Source organism: Paenibacillus sp. ALJ109b (assembly GCF_010747435.1).
Lineage (GTDB): Bacteria > Bacillota > Bacilli > Paenibacillales > Paenibacillaceae > Paenibacillus > Paenibacillus taichungensis.
The window spans coordinates 452396-474240 of record NZ_JAAIFP010000007.1; the positions used below are offsets into that span (position 1 = coordinate 452396).

Here is a 21845-nt window from a genome sequence, read left to right on the forward strand (position 1 = left end):
TTGACCACCCACAGATGGACTTTATTATCATACTACTTTTCAGAGCCGGTATGTTTGTCAGGTGTTATTTTCCGAGGCAGAATTGAGAGAAAATTTGATCAATCAACGCATCATGTGCTGTATCGCCCACGATCTCACCCAGCTGCTCCCATGCCAGACGAACATCAATCTGGATCATATCAATAGGAATCAGCTGCTCTGCCGCTTCATAGGCATCAATGAGCGACTGTTTCGCTTTTTTGAGTAAAGCAATATGACGCACATTGCTGACATACGTCAGGTCGGCCGACTCCAGCTTGCCACTGAAGAACAACGTCGAGATGGCATCTTCCAAACGGTCCACGCCCAGATCATCTTTCACCGACATCGGAACAAGCCGTTCCTCAGGGATGTAACGAAGCAGCACTTCGCGGTCCGCCTGCGGCGCTAAGTCCATTTTATTCATAATAATAATTGATTGTCTACCGCGGATTTGTTCCAATAATTCAATCTCGTCCTCATGCAGCGGCTCGGCAGCATTGATAACCATCAATAACAGATCAGCCTCATTGACAGCAGAGCGCGAACGCTCCACCCCGATTCTTTCCACGACATCCATCGTTTCCCGGATACCTGCTGTATCGAGCAGCTTGAGCGGTATGTTGTTAATCGTAACAAATTCCTCAATGACGTCACGCGTTGTACCCGGAATGTCCGTTACAATTGCGCGGTTATCCTGGGCCAACGTATTGAGTAATGAAGATTTCCCTACGTTTGGCCGCCCTACGATTGCTGTAGTGATTCCTTCACGCAGTATCTTTCCCTGCTCTGCTGTTACCAGCAATTTATCAATTTCCGTCATCACTTGACTGGATTTTTCTTTAATAAATTCAGAGGTTAGTGACTCTACATCATGCTCAGGGTAATCGATATTCACTTCGATGTGAGCAAGAGTCTCCACCAACGTGTATCTGAGATCACGCAGCTTGGACGATAATTTGCCCTCCACTTGCTTGAGTGCAACGGAGAACGCCCGATCAGATTTGGAACGAATGAGATCCATGACCCCTTCCGCCTGGGACAGATCAATTCGTCCATTGAGAAAGGCACGCTTTGTGAACTCGCCGGGTTCAGCGAGACGAATATCGAGCTGCAACAACAGATCCATTACTCGCTTAACCGACACCACTCCGCCATGGGCGCTAATCTCCACGACATCCTCTGTTGTGAAGGAACGTGGCGCACGCATCACTGTAACCAATACTTCCTCAATCTTCTCGCCAGTCCCCGGATCTACAATATGACCGTAATGAACCGTGTGGGATGCTGCCTGCGTTAGTGGGGTTTTGCTGCGAAAAATCTTCTCCGTCTCCGACACCGCATCCGGGCCGCTCACCCGGATTACAGCGATACCCGCTTCTCCGACCGCTGTTGATATCGCTGTAATCGTATCACTAATCATCGTTATCTCTCCTTGCTCTATTTTAAAATTGCGCCCCTCGGGACGCTATATTAATTTCTATATATAGTTCAGTTGTTTAGTTACACAAAACTTCTTACCGCATCATTCATATCTTGATATAGCATTTTTGTAGTCGCTCTTCCGTTTTTGAAAAGTACTTCTGTACGAAAAAAGCAATGGCTTCTGCACCGGGCAGGAAGCCATTGCGTCTTCAATTTCGTGTTATTTCGTCGTAATGACCACGCGTCGATTGGGCTCCTCGCCCTTGCTGTATGTCTTAATCTGCGAGTGATTTTGCAATTTCGCATGAATGACTTTGCGTTCGAGTGGCGGCATTGGCTCCAGCACAACTTCCTTACCAGTGCGAATAGCCTGTCCAGCCAAACGTTCAGCCAGATCCTCCAACGTCTTGCGTCGACGTTGACGGAAATTCTCTGCATCAAGTACGATGCGAACGAAGCTTTCCGAATAACGATTTGCTACAATGTTCGTTAAATATTGAAGGGCATCCAGCGTCTGACCACGTCTACCAATAATCATGCCTAGGTCTTCACCGGCAATATTGAAGATATGTCCATCACGCTGTTTTTTGATATGCACTTCAACATCCAGTCCCATACCTGCTGCCACTTCTTTTAAGAAAGCAGCCGCTTCCTCATAGGGATTTTTAGCAGCCACACCCTCAAGTGTTGCTTCAACCTGAGGTATATGTGCAGCCGGCTTGATCGGCTGTGAAACAGTTTCTTGCACAGGCAGAAGTTTCACTTCCACTTTAGCGGCCTTAACCCCGATCAAACCCAGGAATCCTTTTGACGGCTGCTCTAACACTTGTATCTCGACCTTGTCCCGGCTCACGCCAAGCTCAGCCAATCCTTGGTTTACAGCATCTTCAACGGTTTTTCCTGACGCAATGACTTTGGTCATTTCGATTTTTTGGCCCCTTTCGAACCTTTTCCAGAGACAGTTGCCTTGCCACCGTTTTTGCGTTTAGCTCCATTTCCATTTTTGGAAGAGCTGTTCTGCTTCACGTTGACCTCAGCCACGATTTTATCATTATTCCGGTAAAGGAAATAGTTTTGCACGATCGTGTAGATGTTACTGTAGAACCAGTAAAGCGGCAATGCAGCCGGGAACTGATAAGACATAACAAAGATCAATATCGGATACACCCACAGCATAAACTGCATCGGTCCGACTTGCTGTGCAGGATTCATACGCATCATCATCCACGTTTGGACAAATGTTGTGATGGCTGCCAGCACTGGCAAAATAAACAGGTGATCGGGTGATCCGAGTTGTAGCCACAAGAAATCATGTGTTCTCAGACTGGAGTTTCCGTAAATTGAGTTATAAAGTGCGATGTAAATCGGCATCTGAATGATAAGTGGCAGACAACCGGCCATCGGATTAACTTTGTTCTCCTGAAACAACTTCATTGTTTCTTGCTGAACTTTCTCAGGTGTATCTTTATACTTGGCTTGAATTTCTTTCAACTGCGGCTGAATAGCTTGCATCGCCTTGGAGCTGCGAACTTGCTTCATTGTCAGCGGCAAGATTAACGTCCGTACAATTAACACCATCACAAGGACGGCCAGTCCATATTCACCGTTAAACCAGTTGGCAAATGTATCGAGCGCCAGTGAGAACCAATAAATAACATTGGCTTGCCAAAAAGAATCACTATTCCTCAGATCTTCCGTAGTAACCCCGGCCCCTTGTGGAGTACATCCGGCGAGTACAGTGACCATTGCAATGACTGCAATGAGGAGAATCCACTTCCCCTTTGATGTCTTCAATCGCGACACTTCATAACCCCTCTCTTAACCATTCCATTCCACCGTAAATCATACCATAATTAGGAGGACAAATAAACCGAAGCTTACCGCTTGCCCGACTTCAAAAGAGAGCCCTTGCGCATCGCATGCAGCAGGCTTTTTTCCATATCCTTATAGGACATGTCCAAAGCACCTTTTCTGACGATAAAGATCAGATCCATCTGCGTGACAATCTCTTTCTCATGATGACGTACAATTTCCTTAATCATGCGTCTCATCCGGTTGCGTACGACAGCGTTTCCGATTTTCTTGCTGCAGGATACACCCACTCGGAATTGTTCTGTATCTTTACGACGACAGCCATACACCACAAACTGATGATTGGCAAATGATTTCCCATACCGGTATACGCGGCTAAAGTCCGCCCGGTTTCGTAAACGCAGTCTTTTATACACGGCGCTTCTCCTTGCTGTTTTCCACCAACATTATTGACGAATGCCTAATTACTGATTTAGTATAGGCTTTCTTGAATAACGATAAACCGTCTTGGCGGCAACTTCATTTGGGATGATTGTTGATCAGTCATTTCAACTGAGCAAACATTCATCCTTATATAAGGAACGTTTTCGAAAAAACGGACATCTCATTCATTGAACATAAATGTGTACTTATGCTTTTGCGCAGCCAATTCAGACCTGACCTTTACCAGCATCCAGTCTGAAATGACCTATTTAAGAAAAAAAAGACCACCTCGGTGGTCTTCACATGCATTTAAGCACTCAGGACTTTACGGCCTTTAAGGCGACGTGCAGCCAGAACTTTACGTCCGTTGCTCGTGCTCATTCTTTTCCGGAAACCATGAACTTTTTTACGTTTGCTAACGTTCGGTTTGAATGTAGGTCTCAATGTATTGCACCTCCTCACAAGGAAATACTTATGTGATGAATCACTTTCATCTTCACAGAAAACACCTTTATACATTTAACCACGAACACCTGGAAAAGTCAACTGGGAGCCACTTTCCTCCTTTCTCCTTTTTATGTCTAATCCACCCCACCTAAACGACCATTGATGCGTTCTCCTGTTTATACCCTTCATAAAGTATCAATCAGAAGCTCCAAAAGTTATCCCCAAGTCCCGATTCATTCACCAAAAATCAACTTTTACGGTTATCCACACCCCTCAAACCCCTTAATCTTATTTTTTAATATCATTTCAAGTTATTCACATGTGGATAAAGAATATTTATCGATGATAGACTGTTTCACTGGCTCCGCTTTCGGTTAATATTCATACGTTTCTGAAGAACTTCAATGGTGTAGCTATCCATTAGATGAGCAATATATTTTGGCTTTTGAATTGATATACTTTAAATTTAATGTATCCGCTTTATTCTTATGGTTTACAAGTTTTCGAGAAAGGTGTAGGATAAAAAAATCACATCTTGTATACAAGTATACTTATGGGAAGTGCAGCATAGATCCTGACTCATTTAAAGGAAGACAATTATTCCTCTAGCTCTTTGATAAATCCATTTGAAGCAGTATGACGTTCCTAAATTCATCAGGCGCACAGAGCATAGAACCACTTATTCTCATCATAAGGATTGATGTAAATCGCTCAATCTGCAAAATAGTTGTGCTATGATCAGTATTGAACTGATTACTTATAATAGGAGCGTTAGCCATTATGCTGTTTCCTTCATCCTGGCTTCAGGGAGCTTCCCGCGGGGAAGCCATTGCCTGCGAACTAAGACTGCGGATCATTAGCGGAAGCCTTCGTCCTGGCGAAATTTTGTCAGAAAATCGGATTGCCGCTGATTTTGACAGCAGTCGCTCACCTGTACGTGAAGCGTTAAGAACATTGTCGAATGAAGGGCTCATTCGGCTGGAGCGTATGGGTGTCGTTGTCATTGGATTGAAAATTAAAGATGTCGAGGAATTGTACGATGTACGTTTCCTGATTGAAAGTTTTGTGCAGCAGCGGCTTGCGGGGGATGTGCCAGATCAATTAATTACCCAGCTACGTAATGTGATAGACAAGATGGACTTGGCTGGACGCCACCAAGATGCGGTTGAATTTGCATATCAGGATCTCGTTTTTCACGAGACTATTATTGAAGCTGCCCAGCATTCCCGTATTTTACATCTATGGAAAAGCATTCGTTATGTTGTCATGACGGTTATGCTGCTTACCACCCGTAGGGTCTTTGTTCAAGGCGAGCAGAAAGTAAGCGCTGTAATTGGCAAACATCGTTTGCTGATTGAGGCTCTTGAATCGGGTGATAAAACACGCATTCAAGCTGGAGTTCGCACGTATTTTCAGGATTCAGGCAAGACGCTGCACGAAAGCTTTGATTCTTAATGACTTGTAATGAAATTCCATTCGTCACTTCATGGAATATCTGTGCAGAGAGTTCGCAATCATATCCGTTGTGAATGATTGCGCTCCAACTTGTCGACAAGTATACAAAATGCGATTTGTTTCAATTTTTTGGGGCACATTAAGAGGGATTTAAGCTACCCGTACTACACGAGTCGTTATGTGTCTTCCCTCACCAGATCATGGATCTGTTGTAAGCGTTATATATCAAAAAAAAAAGGAGCATACCTCATGAGCACTCTTTTTGGGTTATCCCATAATGCAACATTATTGGTTTGGACATTAATTGCGATTGTCTTCCTGATCGTGTTGATCTCCAAATATAAATGGAATCCTTTCATTACCCTTTTGATATCCGCACTAATGCTTGGTTTGCTTACAGGTATGAAGCCTGCGGATGTCATTTCCTCCATTACGGGAGGACTTGGTGGAACACTTGGAACAATCGCCATCGTTATCGGTCTGGGGACCATGCTTGGTAAGATGATGGCTGAATCTGGTGGAGCCGAGCGTATTGCTACCACACTGGTGGATCGTTTCGGTGTAAAACGTGTGCACTGGGCGATGATGATTGTTGGTTTTATCGTCGGTATTCCTGTATTCTTCGAAGTCGGCGTCATTCTGCTGATTCCGATCATTTTCACCGTTGCACGCAAAACCAATATGTCGCTGCTGCAGATCGGTATTCCGATTTTGGCAGGTCTCTCTACTGTACATGGTCTCGTTCCACCTCACCCGGCTCCCATGATTGCCATCGAAGCGTTCAGCGCCGATTTGGGTAAAACGATCTTGTACTCCCTTATTGTAGGTATCCCGACTGCTATTATCGCTGGACCTCTGTTTGGTAAATTTATCGGTAAAAGAATACATACCGAACCGCCTGCAGAGCTGGCTGAACAATTCGCTACGAAAAAAAGTAACAACTTGCCCGGTTTCGGCATAACCCTGTTTACCATCTTGCTGCCGGTCATTTTGATGCTTATTGGCTCCATCGCCAATATCGTAGACCCAGACGCTACAAGCGGATTTACCGTTTTCTGTGAATTTATTGGCCATGAAATCATAGCCCTGCTGATCTCCGTCGTGTTCGCCCTCTTTTCGCTCGGTTTCTCACGCGGGTTCAACAAACATGACATCTCCCGCTTCACCAGTGAATGTCTGGCGCCTACGGCGACCATCATTCTCATCATTGGCGGTGGCGGTGCGTTCAAACAGGTGTTGATCAATAGTGGTGTAGGTAATGCCATTGCTGAGGTCGCCACACATGCCAATATTAATGTGATCCTGTTCGCCTGGCTTGTAGCCGCACTCATTCGGGTTGCTACCGGTTCTGCAACTGTGGCCATGACGACAGCAGCTGGTATTGTAGCTCCGGTCCTTGCACTAACGCCTGGTGCCAATATTGAACTTGTCGTACTCGCTACCGGTGCAGGTTCACTTGTACTATCTCATGTGAACGACGCAGGCTTCTGGATGATCAAAGAATTCTTCAACATGAGTGTCTCTCAGACGCTGAAGACGTGGACCGTTATGGAAACACTATTATCTGTTGTTGGACTGATCTTTATTTTGCTGCTGAGTACAGTCGTATAAATTGACTACCTATATAGAAGAAGAAAATAAATCCACACCATTAGAGTTTTATTTTATGGGTTCAAAAGAAAGAAGGTTTATGTAAAGTGAACAACTATATGATTGGTATGGATATCGGTACAACCAGTACCAAATCCGTACTCTTTACGGAACAGGGTGAAGTTGTAAGCACGTCGACTCAGGAATATCCTTTATACACCCCTGCTCCCGATGTCGCTGAGCAGGATCCTGAACAAATTGTGCAAGCCGCCCTTCGCTCCGTACGCGGCGTGATGGATCAAAGCGGCGTAGCTGCGGAACAAATTATGTTCGTGTCCTGCAGCTCTGCCATGCACAGTGTTATTGCGATGGGACAAGATGGTGTGCCCCTCACTCGCTGTATCACTTGGGCTGACAACCGGAGTGCTGTCTGGGCCGCCAAACTGCAAGAGAACGGAATCGGGCATTCTATCTATTTGCGAACAGGTACACCGATCCACCCCATGTCGCCACTGACCAAATTAATGTGGCTACGTCATGATGAGCCTGAACTTTTTCAACGTACCGCCAAATTTATCTCTATTAAAGAATATTTGTTCTTCCGTCTGTTCGGTCAATATGTCGTGGATCACTCCATCGCTTCCTGTACCGGCCTGCTCAATCTGGAACAACTGGATTGGGATGCAGAAGCACTTGAGGTTGCAGGCATTACACCTGACCATCTATCGCAGCTCGTCCCGACCACACATATTATAGAGGGAATGGATCGCACATGGGCTGAAAAAATGGCTCTCTCCCCCTCTACTCCCTTCGTCATCGGTGCAAGTGACGGGGTATTGTCCAATCTGGGCGTAAACGCCATTGAACCTGGCGTTGTTGCAGCAACGATCGGCACTAGCGGCGCGATTCGCACCGTCGTTGACCGTCCTGTTACCGATCCAAAAGGTAGAACGTTCTGTTATGCCCTCACCGAGAATCTTTGGGTTATCGGCGGACCTGTGAATAACGGTGGCATGCTTTTCCGTTGGGTACGGGACGAATTCGCTGCCTCGGAAGTCGAAACAGCCAAACGGCTCGGCATCAATTCCTATGATGTACTCACTAAGATTGCGGAACGCGTCAGCCCCGGTTCGGAAGGACTTCTATTCCATCCGTACCTTTCAGGGGAACGCGCCCCTTTATGGAATCCGGACGCCCGGGGTTCCTTCTTTGGTTTGACCCTTCACCACCAGAAAGAGCATATGATTCGTTCCGTTTTGGAAGGGGTTATTTTCAACCTTTATACGGTACTGCTGGCCATGGAAGAACAGATCGGACAACCTACCTCCATTCAGGCAACGGGTGGTTTCGCTCGTTCCCCACTCTGGCGTCAGATGATGTCCGATATATTCAACCAGGAAGTCATTGTGCCCGAGAGCTTCGAAAGTTCCTGTCTGGGGGCCGTCGTGCTCGGTCTATATGCTACAGGGCGAATTAAGTCGCTTCATGCCGTTTCATCTATGGTTGGTACAACACACAAGCATACCCCTATTAAAGAACATGCAACGATCTACCAGGAGCTGCTCCCCATCTTTATTCGCATTTCGCGAAAATTGGAAGAAGAATATGCAGATATCGCGGATTTCCAACGTAAATTTTCCGCTCATATCGAGTAAATCATGCTTTTATAACCACCAAAAAGAGGTTGTTCTCTTAGACCACCATTCCGGTCTTCAAGAACAACCTCTTTTTGGCATACGCAAAACTGCTGCAATGGGGACACATCCATCTCCAAGGTTTGCACGCTTATCCATCCTACCTCTTTTAGGAATAAATCCTACGTTCAATTCATACAAATCAGTAAACGTCCTTCGCACCAACAGGCCCTCTTCTTGATCTCCTCAGCCTTTGATTTTGTCTTTTCCTCAATTCCTCTCTTCGAAAAAGGAAAACGGGCATGAAGAGTCACTCCCCTGTAAATCCCCAAAACGGCCATTTTCACTTTACGGTTATCCACAGAGAGGTTATTCACAAACAGAGAATACTTTTACACACAATTCAGCATCATTTGACGAATAACCTGTGTATAAAATAATTTGGGTTTTTGGGTCATCTTGTCGAAAGTTAAACAATTTATAAACAATATATTGTGTTGTGATTAAAAATTATACACAAGTTATTGAATTTGTGGATAAAATCACGTGATACATTGAAATGCCGGGCTTCTTTTGCTATGATTGTATTACTTTTGGATGTGAATATGTGATCTGACCCATAATATTATCAACAGCCTGTGGATAAAGTTGTGAACAATTTTCCGTTGTTCATTCTTTTTTTGTTTTCGACCTGCGGGGGTTTGGGGATAAATTCAACAATATATCTCGTATTTCGACACTGCATCATGGCTTAAGCCACACTTGGAACATGTAAAAGGAGTGACAGTCTGTGGACAGCCATACTTCTGATTTATGGCAGCAAATTTTATCAATCATACAAAACAAGCTCAGCAAACCCAGCTTTGACACTTGGTTCAAAGCAACCAAAGCTACCAAGCTGAATGATCGTTCGATCGTCATATCCGCACCAACCACGTTTGCCGTCGAATGGCTGGAGAGCCGTTACACCAAACTGGTCGGATCGACGGTATATGAGCTGCTTGGCAAACAGGTCGATGTGAAATTTGTCATCGAGGAGAACAAGCCTGCTGAACCGGACCCTCAACTGCCAGCGCCAACGCCTACAGTTGTTCAGGAAGAAGCGGTACTCAGCATGCTGAATCCAAAATATACATTCGATACATTTGTCATTGGGCCGGGCAACCGTTTTGCCCACGCCGCATCGCTGGCGGTCGCTGAAGCGCCCGCCAAAGCATACAATCCTCTGTTTCTTTATGGAGGGGTAGGTCTCGGCAAAACTCACTTGATGCATGCGATCGGACATTACGTCCTGGAGCATGATCCGGGCAGCAAAGTTGTTTATTTGTCATCTGAGAAATTCACGAACGAATTCATTAACTCGATCCGTGATAACCGCGGGGAGAGCTTCCGTAACAAATACCGTAGTGTCGACATTCTGCTCATTGATGATATTCAGTTCTTGGCTGGAAAAGAATCGACGCAAGAGGAATTTTTCCATACGTTTAATGCGCTGCATGAGGAACGGAAACAGATCATCATCTCCAGCGACAGACCGCCGAAGGAAATTCCGACCCTGGAAGAACGGCTTCGTTCCCGTTTTGAATGGGGGTTAATTACGGATATCCAGCCTCCAGATCTGGAGACACGGATTGCTATTTTGCGTAAAAAAGCTCGTGCGGAAAACCTGGATATTCCGAATGAGGCGATGATGTACATCGCCAACCAGATTGATACCAATATTCGTGAACTGGAAGGGGCACTGATTCGGGTTGTTGCCTATTCTTCGCTGACTAATCAAGATGTAACCACTCATCTAGCAGCTGAAGCACTGAAGGATATTATTCCTTCCAGTCGTCCAAAAATGATCACTATTCACGACATCCAACAAAAGGTCGGCGAGTATTACAGCCTTAAGCTTGAAGATTTCAAAGCACGGAAACGGACCAAGGCCGTTGCGTTCCCAAGACAGATTGCTATGTATCTCTCTCGTGAACTTACAGACTTTTCTCTGCCCAAAATCGGTGAAGCATTTGGAGGGCGAGATCATACCACCGTCATCCATGCGCACGAAAAGATCTCCCAGGCGATTAAAGTCGATCAGGATCTCTATAAAGTTATCAACAACTTAACCGAAAAAATTAAGAATCCAACCTGAATAAGTCCCAAGCCTGTGCACAACGTATACACATGTGGATAGGCTTGGGCTTATGGGTTTATACCCACTTATCCACATATTCAGTGCCCCTATTACTATTATTACTATAAAGATCTAAAAGATATCATCTCCAAATAAGCGATTTCGAAGCTCAGCCTTCGGCCTTTGAAAAACACCTTTCAACACCCAAACACCCAAAAAATCAGCTAGGAGTGAAACCATGAAAATCAGCATAATGAAAAACTATTTAAACGATTCCATACAGCAAGTATCCAAAGCGATCTCGAGCCGTACGACGATCCCAATTCTGAGCGGTATCAAATTCGACGTTAATCATCAAGGTGTGACGTTGACAGCAAGCGACACCGATATTTCAATTCAATCCTTCATCCCGCTTGAAGATGGTGATAAAAGTGTTGTTCAGGTAGATCAACCCGGCAGTGTAGTTTTGCCAGCCAAGTTTTTCGTGGAGATCATCAAGAAGCTGCCATCGCAGGAAGTGCACATGGAAGTCAAAGATAACTTCAACACCTTTATTTCCGCAGGAGCTACAGAAATTCAACTGGTTGGTCTTGATCCGGAAGAATTCCCAGTATTGCCAAGCATCGAAGAAAACCAAACGGTCTCCATTCCAGGAGATTTGCTCAAAAACATGATCAAACAAACCGTATTCTCCATTTCCACTCATGAAACTACGCCGATTCTGACAGGTGTACTCTGGAGTTTGGGTGACAATGAACTGAAATTTGTGGCAACTGACCGTCACCGTCTTGCTACTCGTTCAGCAATGCTGGATAATGCAGAAGGTGTGAGATTCAACAATGTGGTGATCTCGGGCAAAACGCTGAACGAACTCAGTAAAATTGTGCCGGATCAAAATACACTTGTGGATATCGTTGTCGCTGACAACCAGGTTTTGTTCAAAATCGACCGTGTTCTGTTCTATTCGCGTATTTTGGACGGAACTTATCCGGATACTTCTAGAATTATTCCGACTTCGTACAAAACAGAACTCGTTTTGGATACAAAAAAATTAAGTGAATCTATTGACCGGGCTTATTTGCTGTCGCGTGAAGAAAAAACAAATATTGTGCGGATGCAGACGATGGATTCCGGGTCGATCGAAATTTCATCAAGCTCTTCCGAGCTGGGGAAAGTAAGAGAAGAGATCGAACCTGCCGACTTTAACGGAGAACCGCTGAAAATATCGTTCAACTCCAAATATATGCTGGATGTGCTGAAAGTGGTGGAGAGTGAGCAGCTGATGATCGCTTTCACTGGCGTCATGAGTCCTATCATCCTGAAACCGCTGGACGACAGTCACAGCTTGTACGTCATATTGCCTTACCGGACGACCAACTAACGAGAGGAAGATCATAGTGAACCAAGTAGCGATTCGTACGGAATATATTAAGCTTGACCAATTTTTGAAACTGGCCGATTGCATCCCAACTGGAGGTATGGCCAAAGCACTGCTTCAGGACGGACTTGTACGTGTGAATAAAGAGCCTGAGGAACGCCGGGGGCGCAAGTTATACCCTGGGGATATCGTTGAGGTGGACGGAGAAGGTTCGTTCGAAGTTGTCGCACAATAAGAAGACCAGTTAGATCCTGCTGCCTCCTGACGGACGGGATAAAAGGGAGGTTACCGCGTGTTTGTAAACAGCATAGATCTGCAGCAATTCCGCAATTATGAACATCTGAGACTAGATTCGTTTGGTCCTGTAAATCTTTTGATCGGGCAAAATGCCCAAGGTAAGACCAATCTTGCAGAAGCCATCTTTGTGCTTGCACTCACTAAGAGCCACCGCACATCCCGTGACAAGGAACTGATTCGTTTCGGTGAAGAACGTGCCAGGCTTGCAGCAGAGGTCGACAAAAAGTACGGATCGGTCAAGCTCGAGCTATCTTTGTCGCAACAAGGCAAAAAAGCAAAGATCAACGGGCTGGAACAGCGCAAGCTGAGTGATTTTGTCGGAGCGCTTAATGTGGTGATGTTTGCACCGGAAGATCTTGAGATTGTCAAAGGCACACCGGGGGTCCGCCGCCGGTTTCTTGACATGGAGATTGGACAGGTGGCTCCAGGTTACCTGTATCATCTGCAGCAATATCAAAAAGTGCTCGTTCAGCGTAACAATCTGCTCAAGCAATTATGGGGGCAGAACGCTTCAGCCCAGACCATGCTTGAGGTGTGGAATGAACAACTGGTGGAGCATGGTGTTAAAATCGTCAAAAAAAGGAAACAATTCATAAAGAAACTGCAAAAGTGGGCTGAAACGATTCATCAGGGCATCACCGGAGGCGGAGAAGTCCTGCGTCTGGCCTACCTTCCTTCCTTCAGCGAAGCCGCTGAGGAAGATGAAGCTGTCTTAATGGACCAATTTATGATAAAATTATCACAAATGAAAGAGCAGGAGATTCGCCGAGGCACAACCCTTAGTGGGCCGCATCGGGATGACCTGTCCTTTTTCATTAACGATCGGGAAGTACAAACGTATGGCTCGCAGGGGCAGCAGCGTACAACGGCGTTGTCCCTTAAACTTGCGGAAATTGAATTGATTCATGAAGAAATCGGAGAATATCCGGTCCTGCTGTTAGACGATGTACTGTCTGAACTGGATCCTTTTCGTCAAACGCAGCTGATCGAAACGTTCCAGAGCAAGGTGCAAACCTTTATTACGGCTACCGGCATCGAGAGTCTGAACGTTGACAAACTCAAAGATGCCAGTATTTATCACGTTCATGCCGGACAGGTTGAACGCTAAGGAGTGAGGGCTTATGTACATTCATCTGGGCGGTGAGAAGATTATCCGATCTTCCGAATTGGTCGCTATTTTTGATATATCGATTGAAAAATCCTCAAAAATTTCCAAGCAGTATGTCACGCATGCCGAGCAGGAAAAAACAGTGGAGCATATTGGTGAAGAGGAAGCCAAGTCCATTGTCGTGACCAAAAACATTGTGTACTACTCGCCTATTTCCTCAGCTACGCTCAAGAAGCGAGCTCACATTTTTCCTGATCTCTAGCCTATCGGTGGTATGAGTTATTGTACCTTTTGCTGCTTGTCTTTATTTAGATTGCTTACTGGAATTAAGGGAATATGTTCATTTCAGCATGCATTCTTAGTTAACGCATATTTACGATATTGAATCTATAGAAGTAGGTGAAAGGCATGTCTATGAATCAACCGTCATATGGTGCAGATGAAATTCAGGTACTTGAAGGGCTGGAAGCCGTACGTAAACGACCGGGGATGTATATTGGTTCCACCAGTGCCAAAGGTCTGCATCATCTCGTTTGGGAAGTAGTGGACAATAGTATTGACGAAGCACTCGCAGGTTATTGTGATCATATCGAAGTTACTATTCATGAAGATAACAGCGTCACTGTAGTCGATAACGGGCGGGGGATTCCTGTCGGCGAACATGCCAAAATGAAACGTCCTGCACTTGAGGTTGTAATGACTGTTCTGCATGCAGGCGGTAAATTTGGCGGTGGCGGGTACAAAGTGTCCGGTGGTCTTCATGGTGTAGGTGTATCTGTCGTCAATGCTCTATCAGCGAAAGTTGTTGTTACAGTTAAGGTTGATGGCCATGTGTATCAACAGGAATACCGTCGCGGTGCTCCGCAGTATGATCTGAAAACGATCGGTACAACGGAGGAAACGGGAACAACGGTTACGTTTCATCCGGATCCGGAGATTTTCACGGAAACAAGAGTTTATGACTATGAAACTTTGCTGACTCGTATTCGTGAGCTCGCGTTCCTGAACAAGGGAATTGGTATGACTTTAACCGATGAACGTACAGGTGTAACCAACTCTTTCCTGTATGAGGGCGGTATTATCGAGTATGTCTCCTTCCTGAACCAGAAGCGTGAAGTGCTGCACGAAAACCCGATTTATGTAGAAGGATCAAGAGACAACATTCAGGTTGAAGTTGCATTGCAATACAATGACAGCTACACCGAGAATATTTACTCTTTTGCCAACAACATCAACACACATGAGGGTGGAACGCACGAATCCGGATTCAAAAGTGCCCTTACCCGGATTATCAATGATTATGCGCGCAAAGCGGGCGTAATCAAAGACAGCACGGGTAACCTGTCCGGGGATGATGTACGTGAAGGTCTAACAGCGATCATCTCAGTCAAGATCCCTGAACCGCAATTTGAGGGACAGACGAAGACCAAGCTGGGTAACAGTGAGGTGCGCGGAATTGTGGAATCCCTGTTTGCTGAGAAGCTGCAGGAATTCCTGGAAGAGAATCCTTCCGTATCCCGTCGCATTTTGGAAAAAGGACTGCAAGCTGCCCGTGCACGTGAAGCAGCTCGTAAAGCACGTGAACTGACGCGTCGTAAAGGTGCACTCGAAGTCAGCTCTTTGCCAGGTAAATTGGCCGACTGTTCATCCAAGGATGCTTCAATCAGCGAATTGTACATCGTCGAAGGTGACTCTGCCGGTGGATCAGCGAAGCAAGGACGAGATCGTCATTTCCAAGCGATTTTGCCACTGCGTGGTAAGATTCTGAACGTGGAAAAAGCACGTCTTGACCGGATTTTGGGTAATGCGGAGATCAGAGCAATCATTACTGCAATGGGTACCGGAATTGGTGATGATTTTGATATTGCCAAAGCACGTTATCACAAAATCATTTTGATGACGGATGCCGACGTCGATGGCGCCCACATTCGGACATTGCTTCTGACATTCCTTTATCGCTATATGCGCAAAATCATTGAGGCTGGTTATGTATATATTGCCCAACCGCCATTGTTCAAGATTGAGCGCAATAAAGTGATTCGTTATGCTGGTTCAGAGAAGGAACGTGATGAAATTATCGCAACTCTCGGTGAGAATGCGAAATTCAATATCCAGCGTTATAAAGGTCTTGGCGAGATGAATGCCGGACAATTATGGGAAACGACGATGGACCCTGAAAGCCGGACCATGCTTCAAGTATCGATCAGCGATGCGATGCTGGCCGATGCCATGTTCGACACCTTGATGGGGGATAATGTTGAACCTCGTCGTGACTTTATTCAGGAAAATGCAAAATACGTGAAAAACCTCGACATCTAACGATATTCGAAGAGGCGCCTGTGAGGGCGCCTCTTTTACATTATGGGGTTAAGCTATAGAGATTTTAGGTTGGACTCTGGAGTGCCTGTTATCGGTGTGTGCGGCTTTTGGCAGTGGAGGCCTGGGCTTTGGCGGAGGTACGAGATGTCTTCCCTTTTTTGGAGGGTAATCTGCCGTACGCTCTCGCATAACGCTTGATCTTTCGGTACGTTTCCTTATCAGGCAATAGGCCAAAAGCATAGATACCTGGTAATGTGTTGACTTCAATAATCCATGGCCGTCCATCTTCATCCAGTGCGATATCGATACCAATCTCTTTGAGCCTTGGAAATGACCTCTGCAGCTGTACCGCCGTATGAATGCCTAAACGATATAGCTCACTGCGTAGTTGCTGGAACCGATCCTGATCAAAATGAGGGCGTACCAACTCATTAAAGGTGGCCAGTCGTCCGCCGCCATGAATGTTGGTAATGATCTTGCCCGGTGCAGCAACTCTTCCCAGGATACCTGTCGTTTCCCAGTTGCGTTCTAGATTCTTCTGGGTCAGTACCCGCAGGTCGAAAGGTAATCCATCATGTTTCATCAGCGGAATACCTTGCTGAATGATGTATTCGCGATTCTGGATACGTTCAGTGAGCGCCAGATCAAGCTCATCGAGGGAATGGAAGTGTTTTTCCTCTGTACCATATCGAAGTTCATACGTGGTCAGAGGGACTTCAGCAGAGGTCTCGGCATCGACTTCAGCTTCGGATGGGGAGAGTGGATCAACGGCGTTTTCCGATGTGTTTGCATCGGTAATCGGGTGTGGTTTTATACGGATGGTTTTTACCCGCATGACGCCATTGCCGTAAGTTCCCCGATCCGGTTTGATATAGTTTGACTCGAATAATTCAGTCATCCGTTCCAGGGTCTGGCGAGTATATTGTCGTGTTACTGGTATATATTCATTCACATTACGGCTGCGTTGTAACACAGCTGTCTTGGTCCATTTGCTGGAGACACGCTGGATGCCCAAGAGCCATCAGTCCTTTCGTGTTTTAATGGGGTTTATAAGAGTGGCAGACGCGGAGAAATCAAAGGACAAGAGATGATTTCAGTGGTATAATAGAGAAATATGGCGTTTTGTGCGGTTTTGTTGCACAGATGTAGTTTGATCGTAGAACGGGAACGGTCTAAGCCTGAATATACACAGTACAATTGCCGCTTTTCCTAGCATTGTATGTGCAAATGGGGAGGAAGGCAGGGCGAACCCCCAGACTCTCTAAAGTTCCCGGAAGAAAGGCTATTGCCCAGCGGACGTTTAATTGTTTACCTTTTGTGAAAGTAATATAATAAAGAGTAGCGTCCTTGTGCGGTTTTAGCCTTGTTAGGCTCTTCACATATAATTAATTTTGAATGATTGAATGGAATGTTTGTTGAAGGACAAGAAGGAGGTCCAGCATGGCGGAAGAAATGAACTCGCAGATTAAAGATCGGGATATTGGCGTCGAGATGCGTGAATCGTTTATGGATTATGCGATGAGCATTATTGTGAGCCGTGCCTTACCTGACGTGCGTGACGGATTGAAGCCGGTTCACCGGCGTATTCTGTACGCAATGTCCGAGCTAGGCATGACACCCGATAAACCACATAAAAAATCAGCCAGAATCGTCGGCGAAGTTATCGGTAAGTATCACCCACACGGTGACTCTGCCGTATACGAAACGATGGTACGGATGGCACAGGACTTCTCCCTGCGCTACATGCACGTAGATGGACATGGTAACTTTGGATCGGTGGATGGCGATATGGCAGCAGCCATGCGTTATACGGAAGCCCGGTTGTCCAAGATTGCTATGGAAATGCTCAGAGACATCAACAAGGATACGATTGACTTCCAGCCGAACTATGACGGTGAAGAAAGTGAACCTATCGTTCTGCCAGCTCGTTTCCCTAACTTGCTTGTCAATGGTGTCGGCGGGATTGCGGTAGGTATGGCGACCAACATTCCTCCCCATAACCTGGGAGAGGTCATTGACGGCGTACAGGCTATGATCAAAAATCCAGACATCACTTCCATGGAATTGATGGATTATATCCACGGGCCAGACTTCCCAACTTCCGGTTATATTTTGGGACGCTCCGGAATTCGCCAGGCGTATCAAACCGGACGTGGTTCAGTAACGATGCGGGCCAAAACCAACATCGAAGAAAACAACAACAAAGCACGGATTATCGTTACGGAACTTCCTTATCAGGTGAACAAGGCAAGACTCGTTGAGAAAATTGCTGAGTTGGTACGTGATAAAAAAATTGATGGTATTACGGATCTCCGTGATGAGTCTGACCGTAACGGTATGCGGATTGTGATTGAGCTTCGCAGAGACGTGAACCCGGGTGTGGTGCTGAACAACTTGTACAAGCATACTGCGATGCAGTCTACCTTTGGGATTAACATGCTAGCGATTGTTAATAAAGAACCTAAGATTTTGAATCTGCGTGAAGTGTTGTATCACTACTTGCAGCATCAGATTGAGGTTATACGTAGACGTACACAGTTCGAACTGAAAAAAGCGGAAGCACGCGCGCACATTCTGGAAGGCTTGCGTATCGCGCTGGATCATATCGACGAAATTATTGCGTTGATTCGTTCATCCAGCAATACAGATGCAGCCAGAGAAGGTCTGATTGAGCGTTTCTCACTCAGTCATGATCAGGCTCAAGCTATCCTCGATATGCGTTTGCAACGCTTGACTGGTTTGGAACGTGAGCGCATCGAAAATGAGTATAACGAACTGATGGTCAAAATTAAGGAATATCGTGAAATTTTGGCCAACGAGCACCTGGTGCTCGAAATTATCAGCACGGAGCTGCAAGAAATCCGTGATCGCTTCAGCGATGATCGTCGTACCGAAATCACTGTAGGTGAAGAGAGCATTCTGGACGAGGATCTGATTCCGCGTGAAGAGGTTATCATCACCATTACCCATACAGGCTATGTGAAACGTCTGCCGGTATCGACATACCGCAGTCAGAAGCGTGGCGGCCGTGGGGTTGTGGGAATGGACACCAAAGATACCGACTTTGTTGAGCATCTGTTTGTGACCAACTCTCACAATTACCTCATGTTCTTTACCGACAAAGGTAAAGTGTACCGTCTCAAAGCCTATGAGATTCCAGAGCTTGGACGTACAGCACGAGGAACGCCGATTATCAACCTGATTCAGATCGAGCAGGGTGAATCGGTCAATGCCGTGATTCCAGTTCAGGAATTCGAAAGTGACAAATATCTGTTCTTTGCTACCCGTCAAGGGGTTGTGAAGAAGACACCACTTGAGGATTACACGAATATTCGCAAAGGTGGTCTGATCGGTATTTCCCTGCGTGATGATGATGCCCTTATTGATGTTAAGCTGACAGACGGACAGCAAGAGATCATTATGGGTACAGCTCACGGGATGTCCATCCGATTCTCGGAAGGAAATGTTCGTTCCATGGGACGGAGTGCAACCGGGGTTAAAGGGATCACACTGGATGAGCAGGATGTTGTAATCGGTATGGACGTTGTAGATCAGGAACTGGATGTTCTGATTGTTACAGCCAAAGGTTACGGTAAACGTACGCCTGTCAGCGATTATCGGATGCAGACGCGTGGCGGTAAAGGGATTAAGACCATTAACGTCACAGATAAGAACGGTGCGGTAGTCAGTCTGAAAATGGTTAAGACGGAAGAGGATCTGATGATTATCACTTCCAGCGGTACGTTAATTCGGATGAGTATGGAAGGCATATCCACTATGGGTCGATACACGCAAGGCGTGAAACTGATTCATATTCGTGATGAAGATGCCGTAGCTACAGTCAGCCGAATTGATAAGAATGAGGAAGAACCAGATGACGAAGAATTGCTTGAAGGTGCAGAAGCCGCTGATTCTGAAGGTCTAGAGTCAACTCTTGATGAGGGCGCGGTTTCCGATGCTGAAGTTGAGGGCGATGATTCAGGTTCGGAAACATAGAATCAATTTTCTATAACGAAAATCATTTCATGATTTCAATGAAATTGGAGGGCTCCCATATGGGGGCCCTTTGTTATTTTCACGGCTCCAGGACCATTCTCCTCGAAATCTGGGATGTACAGCCTGATTTTTGAGTAATATAATGGGAATTAACGTGAAAAACCGGGACTATGGTCTTGATATCTTATAGAAGAACGATGAGTGAGGGGAATAAACATGGGATTAATCACCCTGTCTGAAGTCAAACCAGGACTTAAACTGGGAAATGACGTACAAACGCTTCGTGGCAATGTTCTGTTTCAGAAGGGCAAAGTCATTCTGCCTAAAGATGTGGAAGTACTCAGAGCCTTTATGATTCATCAAGTGGACATCGAGCAAGAAAGAGCAGGGACAAGCAGTACAGGTTCTAAAGCTTCATCCGCCTCTTCAGTCCATGCAGCTAATGAGAAGAACGGAGAACGGGCAGGGAAAGGCAGCAGTGCAGTCTCAGCACCCGCAGTACCGTCTCTGCATGAAGAGTATGAAAAGATGGTGGGACTGACCAAAAATGCTTTCCTATCCTCCTTGGCGGCTGAATTACCTGTATATGAGTTGCGTACACAGCTGGAAGCAATGTTTGTTCATCTTAAACAGTATAATGTGCTTACCTTCAGTCCACGAGTGATGCAGGAACATGATTATGTGTATCATCATGCCGTCTTGAGTGCCATTACGTCTTATCAGTTGGCCCAGTGGATTGATCTGCCGTCCAAAGACTGGATGCAGGTAGCTTTTGCAGGATTGTTCCATGATATTGGTAATAACAAAGTAGACCCACAGATCCTCCATAAACCCTCTACATTAACTGCGTCAGAGCAGGCAGAGATCCGACAGCATACGAAATATGGCTACCAGGTACTGAAACAGGCGAAGGCCATCAATGAGGGAGCTAGACTTGCAGCATTGCAGCATCATGAAAAAGTGGATGGGTCGGGTTACCCGCTGCAGCTCAGCGGCACGCAGATTCATATCTATGCCAAGATTGTAGCTATCGCTGATATCTTCCACGCTATGACTCTGGAGAAGATCTATCGCAAGGCACAGTCACCGTACCTGGTACTTGAACAAATTCAGAGTGAGGCTTTTGGCAAATTGGATCCTGCTATCGTGAATGTATTCGTCCAGCGTTCTACACAGATCCATAACGGTATCCGAGTGAAGCTCAGCAATAATCAAATTGGTGAGATCATATTCTCAGATCGGGATCATCCTACACGACCGATGGTATCGGTAGAAGGAACAATCATCAATCTGATGCAGCAAAGGCAGCTACATATCCAGGAAGTCATTGGGTAACTAAATCTGCAATTCATATATAAGAACAGGGCCTTTCCAATATGGAAAGGCTTATTTATTAAACCTAAAGTAGAGTATGAGATTAGCATGTATAGGTGGAGAGATATTCTTACGCCCTTAAACAGTGTAATGTATAGATGTTCAGCCGAAGATGAGAGCCATATTAGAGGGAGTGTAGAAAGAAATAACTTTATTCAAAATAAAGCTTGCATTCCAAATCTGTACATGGTATATTCTAATTCCGGCCAAGAAAACACGAGAAACACGGTGCGGCAAGCAAAACAAATAAGCTTCGAAAGAAACTTAAAAAAAGAGCTTGCAAAGTTGGTTCGGATGTGATAAGATATAAAAGTTGCTGAGGTGAACAACACACAGCGATGAAACAAGTTTGATCTTTGAAAACTGAACAACGAGTGAGTAACGATCTTGCTTGCAAGATCGACGCTGAGAAATCGGTACACGTCTTCGGACGGTATGATTTCGAAGCAA

General features: G+C 45.6%; 17 protein-coding genes. 11 read left to right on the forward strand and 6 right to left on the reverse strand.

The features are described from left to right. Positions 1 to 64 precede the first annotated feature (64 nt). From mnmE to rpmH, 5 genes are all read right to left on the reverse strand, one after another. Positions 65 to 1441: a tRNA uridine-5-carboxymethylaminomethyl(34) synthesis GTPase MnmE gene (mnmE, locus tag G3352_RS09665; RefSeq protein ID WP_076287177.1), complete on the reverse strand. Its 1377-nt coding sequence runs from the start codon at positions 1439 to 1441 to the stop codon at positions 65 to 67. A gap of 222 nt (positions 1442 to 1663) precedes the next feature. Next, positions 1664 to 2365 carry an RNA-binding cell elongation regulator Jag/EloR gene (jag, locus tag G3352_RS09670; RefSeq protein WP_163756003.1) on the reverse strand — a complete coding sequence of 234 codons (702 nt, stop codon included), beginning with the start codon at positions 2363 to 2365 and terminating at the stop codon, positions 1664 to 1666. Then, positions 2362 to 3246 carry a YidC/Oxa1 family membrane protein insertase gene (locus tag G3352_RS09675; RefSeq protein ID WP_079696980.1) on the reverse strand — a complete coding sequence of 295 codons (885 nt, stop codon included), beginning with the start codon at positions 3244 to 3246 and terminating at the stop codon, positions 2362 to 2364. Before G3352_RS09675 ends, jag begins: the two co-directional genes overlap by 4 nt. Before the next feature lie 74 nt (positions 3247 to 3320). Continuing rightward, positions 3321 to 3671 carry a ribonuclease P protein component gene (gene rnpA / locus G3352_RS09680; protein ID WP_024629518.1) on the reverse strand — a complete coding sequence of 117 codons (351 nt, stop codon included), beginning with the start codon at positions 3669 to 3671 and terminating at the stop codon, positions 3321 to 3323. Between the two features lie 316 nt (positions 3672 to 3987). Further along, the gene (gene rpmH / locus G3352_RS09685; protein ID WP_024629517.1) at positions 3988 to 4122 is read right to left on the reverse strand and encodes a 50S ribosomal protein L34; all 135 of its coding nucleotides are present in this window, start codon (positions 4120 to 4122) and stop codon (positions 3988 to 3990) included. Positions 4123 to 4905: 783 nt separating this feature from the next. Here rpmH and G3352_RS09690 point away from each other — a divergent pair. The 9 genes from G3352_RS09690 (at position 4906) to gyrB (ending at position 16025) form a co-directional block, all read left to right on the forward strand. Further along, entirely contained in the window at positions 4906 to 5580 is a 675-nt protein-coding gene (locus G3352_RS09690; protein ID WP_163756005.1) for a GntR family transcriptional regulator, read from the forward strand. Positions 5581 to 5829: 249 nt separating this feature from the next. Continuing rightward, a complete protein-coding gene (locus G3352_RS09695; protein ID WP_090902648.1) occupies positions 5830 to 7191 on the forward strand; it encodes a GntP family permease in 1362 nt (453 codons plus the stop codon). A gap of 98 nt (positions 7192 to 7289) precedes the next feature. Continuing rightward, positions 7290 to 8825, forward strand: coding sequence for a gluconokinase (gene gntK, locus G3352_RS09700; RefSeq protein ID WP_163756051.1), 1536 nt, complete (start codon positions 7290 to 7292; stop codon positions 8823 to 8825). A 769-nt stretch (positions 8826 to 9594) separates the two neighbouring features. Continuing rightward, on the forward strand, positions 9595 to 10941 hold the full coding sequence (gene dnaA, locus G3352_RS09705) for a chromosomal replication initiator protein DnaA (protein WP_024629513.1): 1347 nt from the start codon (positions 9595 to 9597) through the stop codon (positions 10939 to 10941). Between the two features lie 220 nt (positions 10942 to 11161). Further along, complete coding sequence (gene dnaN, locus G3352_RS09710; protein WP_099857719.1) at positions 11162 to 12304, forward strand: DNA polymerase III subunit beta; 1143 nt, start codon at positions 11162 to 11164, stop codon at positions 12302 to 12304. Between the two features lie 16 nt (positions 12305 to 12320). After that, positions 12321 to 12536, forward strand: coding sequence for a S4 domain-containing protein YaaA (yaaA, locus tag G3352_RS09715; RefSeq protein WP_024629511.1), 216 nt, complete (start codon positions 12321 to 12323; stop codon positions 12534 to 12536). Between the two features lie 57 nt (positions 12537 to 12593). Continuing rightward, entirely contained in the window at positions 12594 to 13706 is a 1113-nt protein-coding gene (gene recF / locus G3352_RS09720) for a DNA replication/repair protein RecF (RefSeq protein WP_024629510.1), read from the forward strand. 13 nt (positions 13707 to 13719) lie between these two features. After that, positions 13720 to 13968, forward strand: a complete 249-nt coding sequence (remB, locus tag G3352_RS09725; protein ID WP_017691405.1) for an extracellular matrix regulator RemB — start codon at positions 13720 to 13722, stop codon at positions 13966 to 13968. A gap of 146 nt (positions 13969 to 14114) precedes the next feature. Beyond that, the gene (gene gyrB / locus G3352_RS09730) at positions 14115 to 16025 is read left to right on the forward strand and encodes a DNA topoisomerase (ATP-hydrolyzing) subunit B (RefSeq protein WP_076287169.1); all 1911 of its coding nucleotides are present in this window, start codon (positions 14115 to 14117) and stop codon (positions 16023 to 16025) included. 88 nt (positions 16026 to 16113) lie between these two features. Here gyrB and G3352_RS09735 read toward each other — a convergent pair whose 3' ends face one another. Beyond that, a complete protein-coding gene (locus G3352_RS09735) occupies positions 16114 to 17040 on the reverse strand; it encodes a YheC/YheD family protein (protein WP_163756007.1) in 927 nt (308 codons plus the stop codon). 425 nt (positions 17041 to 17465) lie between these two features. Here G3352_RS09735 and gyrA point away from each other — a divergent pair, with 425 nt between their 5' ends. After that, positions 17466 to 20021 carry a DNA gyrase subunit A gene (gene gyrA, locus G3352_RS09740; RefSeq protein WP_163756009.1) on the forward strand — a complete coding sequence of 852 codons (2556 nt, stop codon included), beginning with the start codon at positions 17466 to 17468 and terminating at the stop codon, positions 20019 to 20021. Between the two features lie 216 nt (positions 20022 to 20237). Further along, positions 20238 to 21356 carry an HD-GYP domain-containing protein gene (locus G3352_RS09745; protein WP_163756011.1) on the forward strand — a complete coding sequence of 373 codons (1119 nt, stop codon included), beginning with the start codon at positions 20238 to 20240 and terminating at the stop codon, positions 21354 to 21356. Positions 21357 to 21845 lie beyond the last annotated feature (489 nt).

Coding starts and splice junctions, on each gene's coding strand:
- mnmE (WP_076287177.1), bottom strand. CDS start 1,441: ATGATTAGTGATACGATTACAGCGATATCAACAGCGGTCGGAGAAGCG.
- jag (WP_163756003.1), bottom strand. CDS start 2,365: ATGACCAAAGTCATTGCGTCAGGAAAAACCGTTGAAGATGCTGTAAAC.
- G3352_RS09690 (WP_163756005.1), top strand. CDS start 4,906: ATGCTGTTTCCTTCATCCTGGCTTCAGGGAGCTTCCCGCGGGGAAGCC.
- G3352_RS09695 (WP_090902648.1), top strand. CDS start 5,830: ATGAGCACTCTTTTTGGGTTATCCCATAATGCAACATTATTGGTTTGG.
- gntK (WP_163756051.1), top strand. CDS start 7,290: ATGATTGGTATGGATATCGGTACAACCAGTACCAAATCCGTACTCTTT.
- dnaN (WP_099857719.1), top strand. CDS start 11,162: ATGAAAATCAGCATAATGAAAAACTATTTAAACGATTCCATACAGCAA.
- remB (WP_017691405.1), top strand. CDS start 13,720: ATGTACATTCATCTGGGCGGTGAGAAGATTATCCGATCTTCCGAATTG.
- gyrB (WP_076287169.1), top strand. CDS start 14,115: ATGTCTATGAATCAACCGTCATATGGTGCAGATGAAATTCAGGTACTT.
- gyrA (WP_163756009.1), top strand. CDS start 17,466: ATGGCGGAAGAAATGAACTCGCAGATTAAAGATCGGGATATTGGCGTC.
- G3352_RS09745 (WP_163756011.1), top strand. CDS start 20,238: ATGGGATTAATCACCCTGTCTGAAGTCAAACCAGGACTTAAACTGGGA.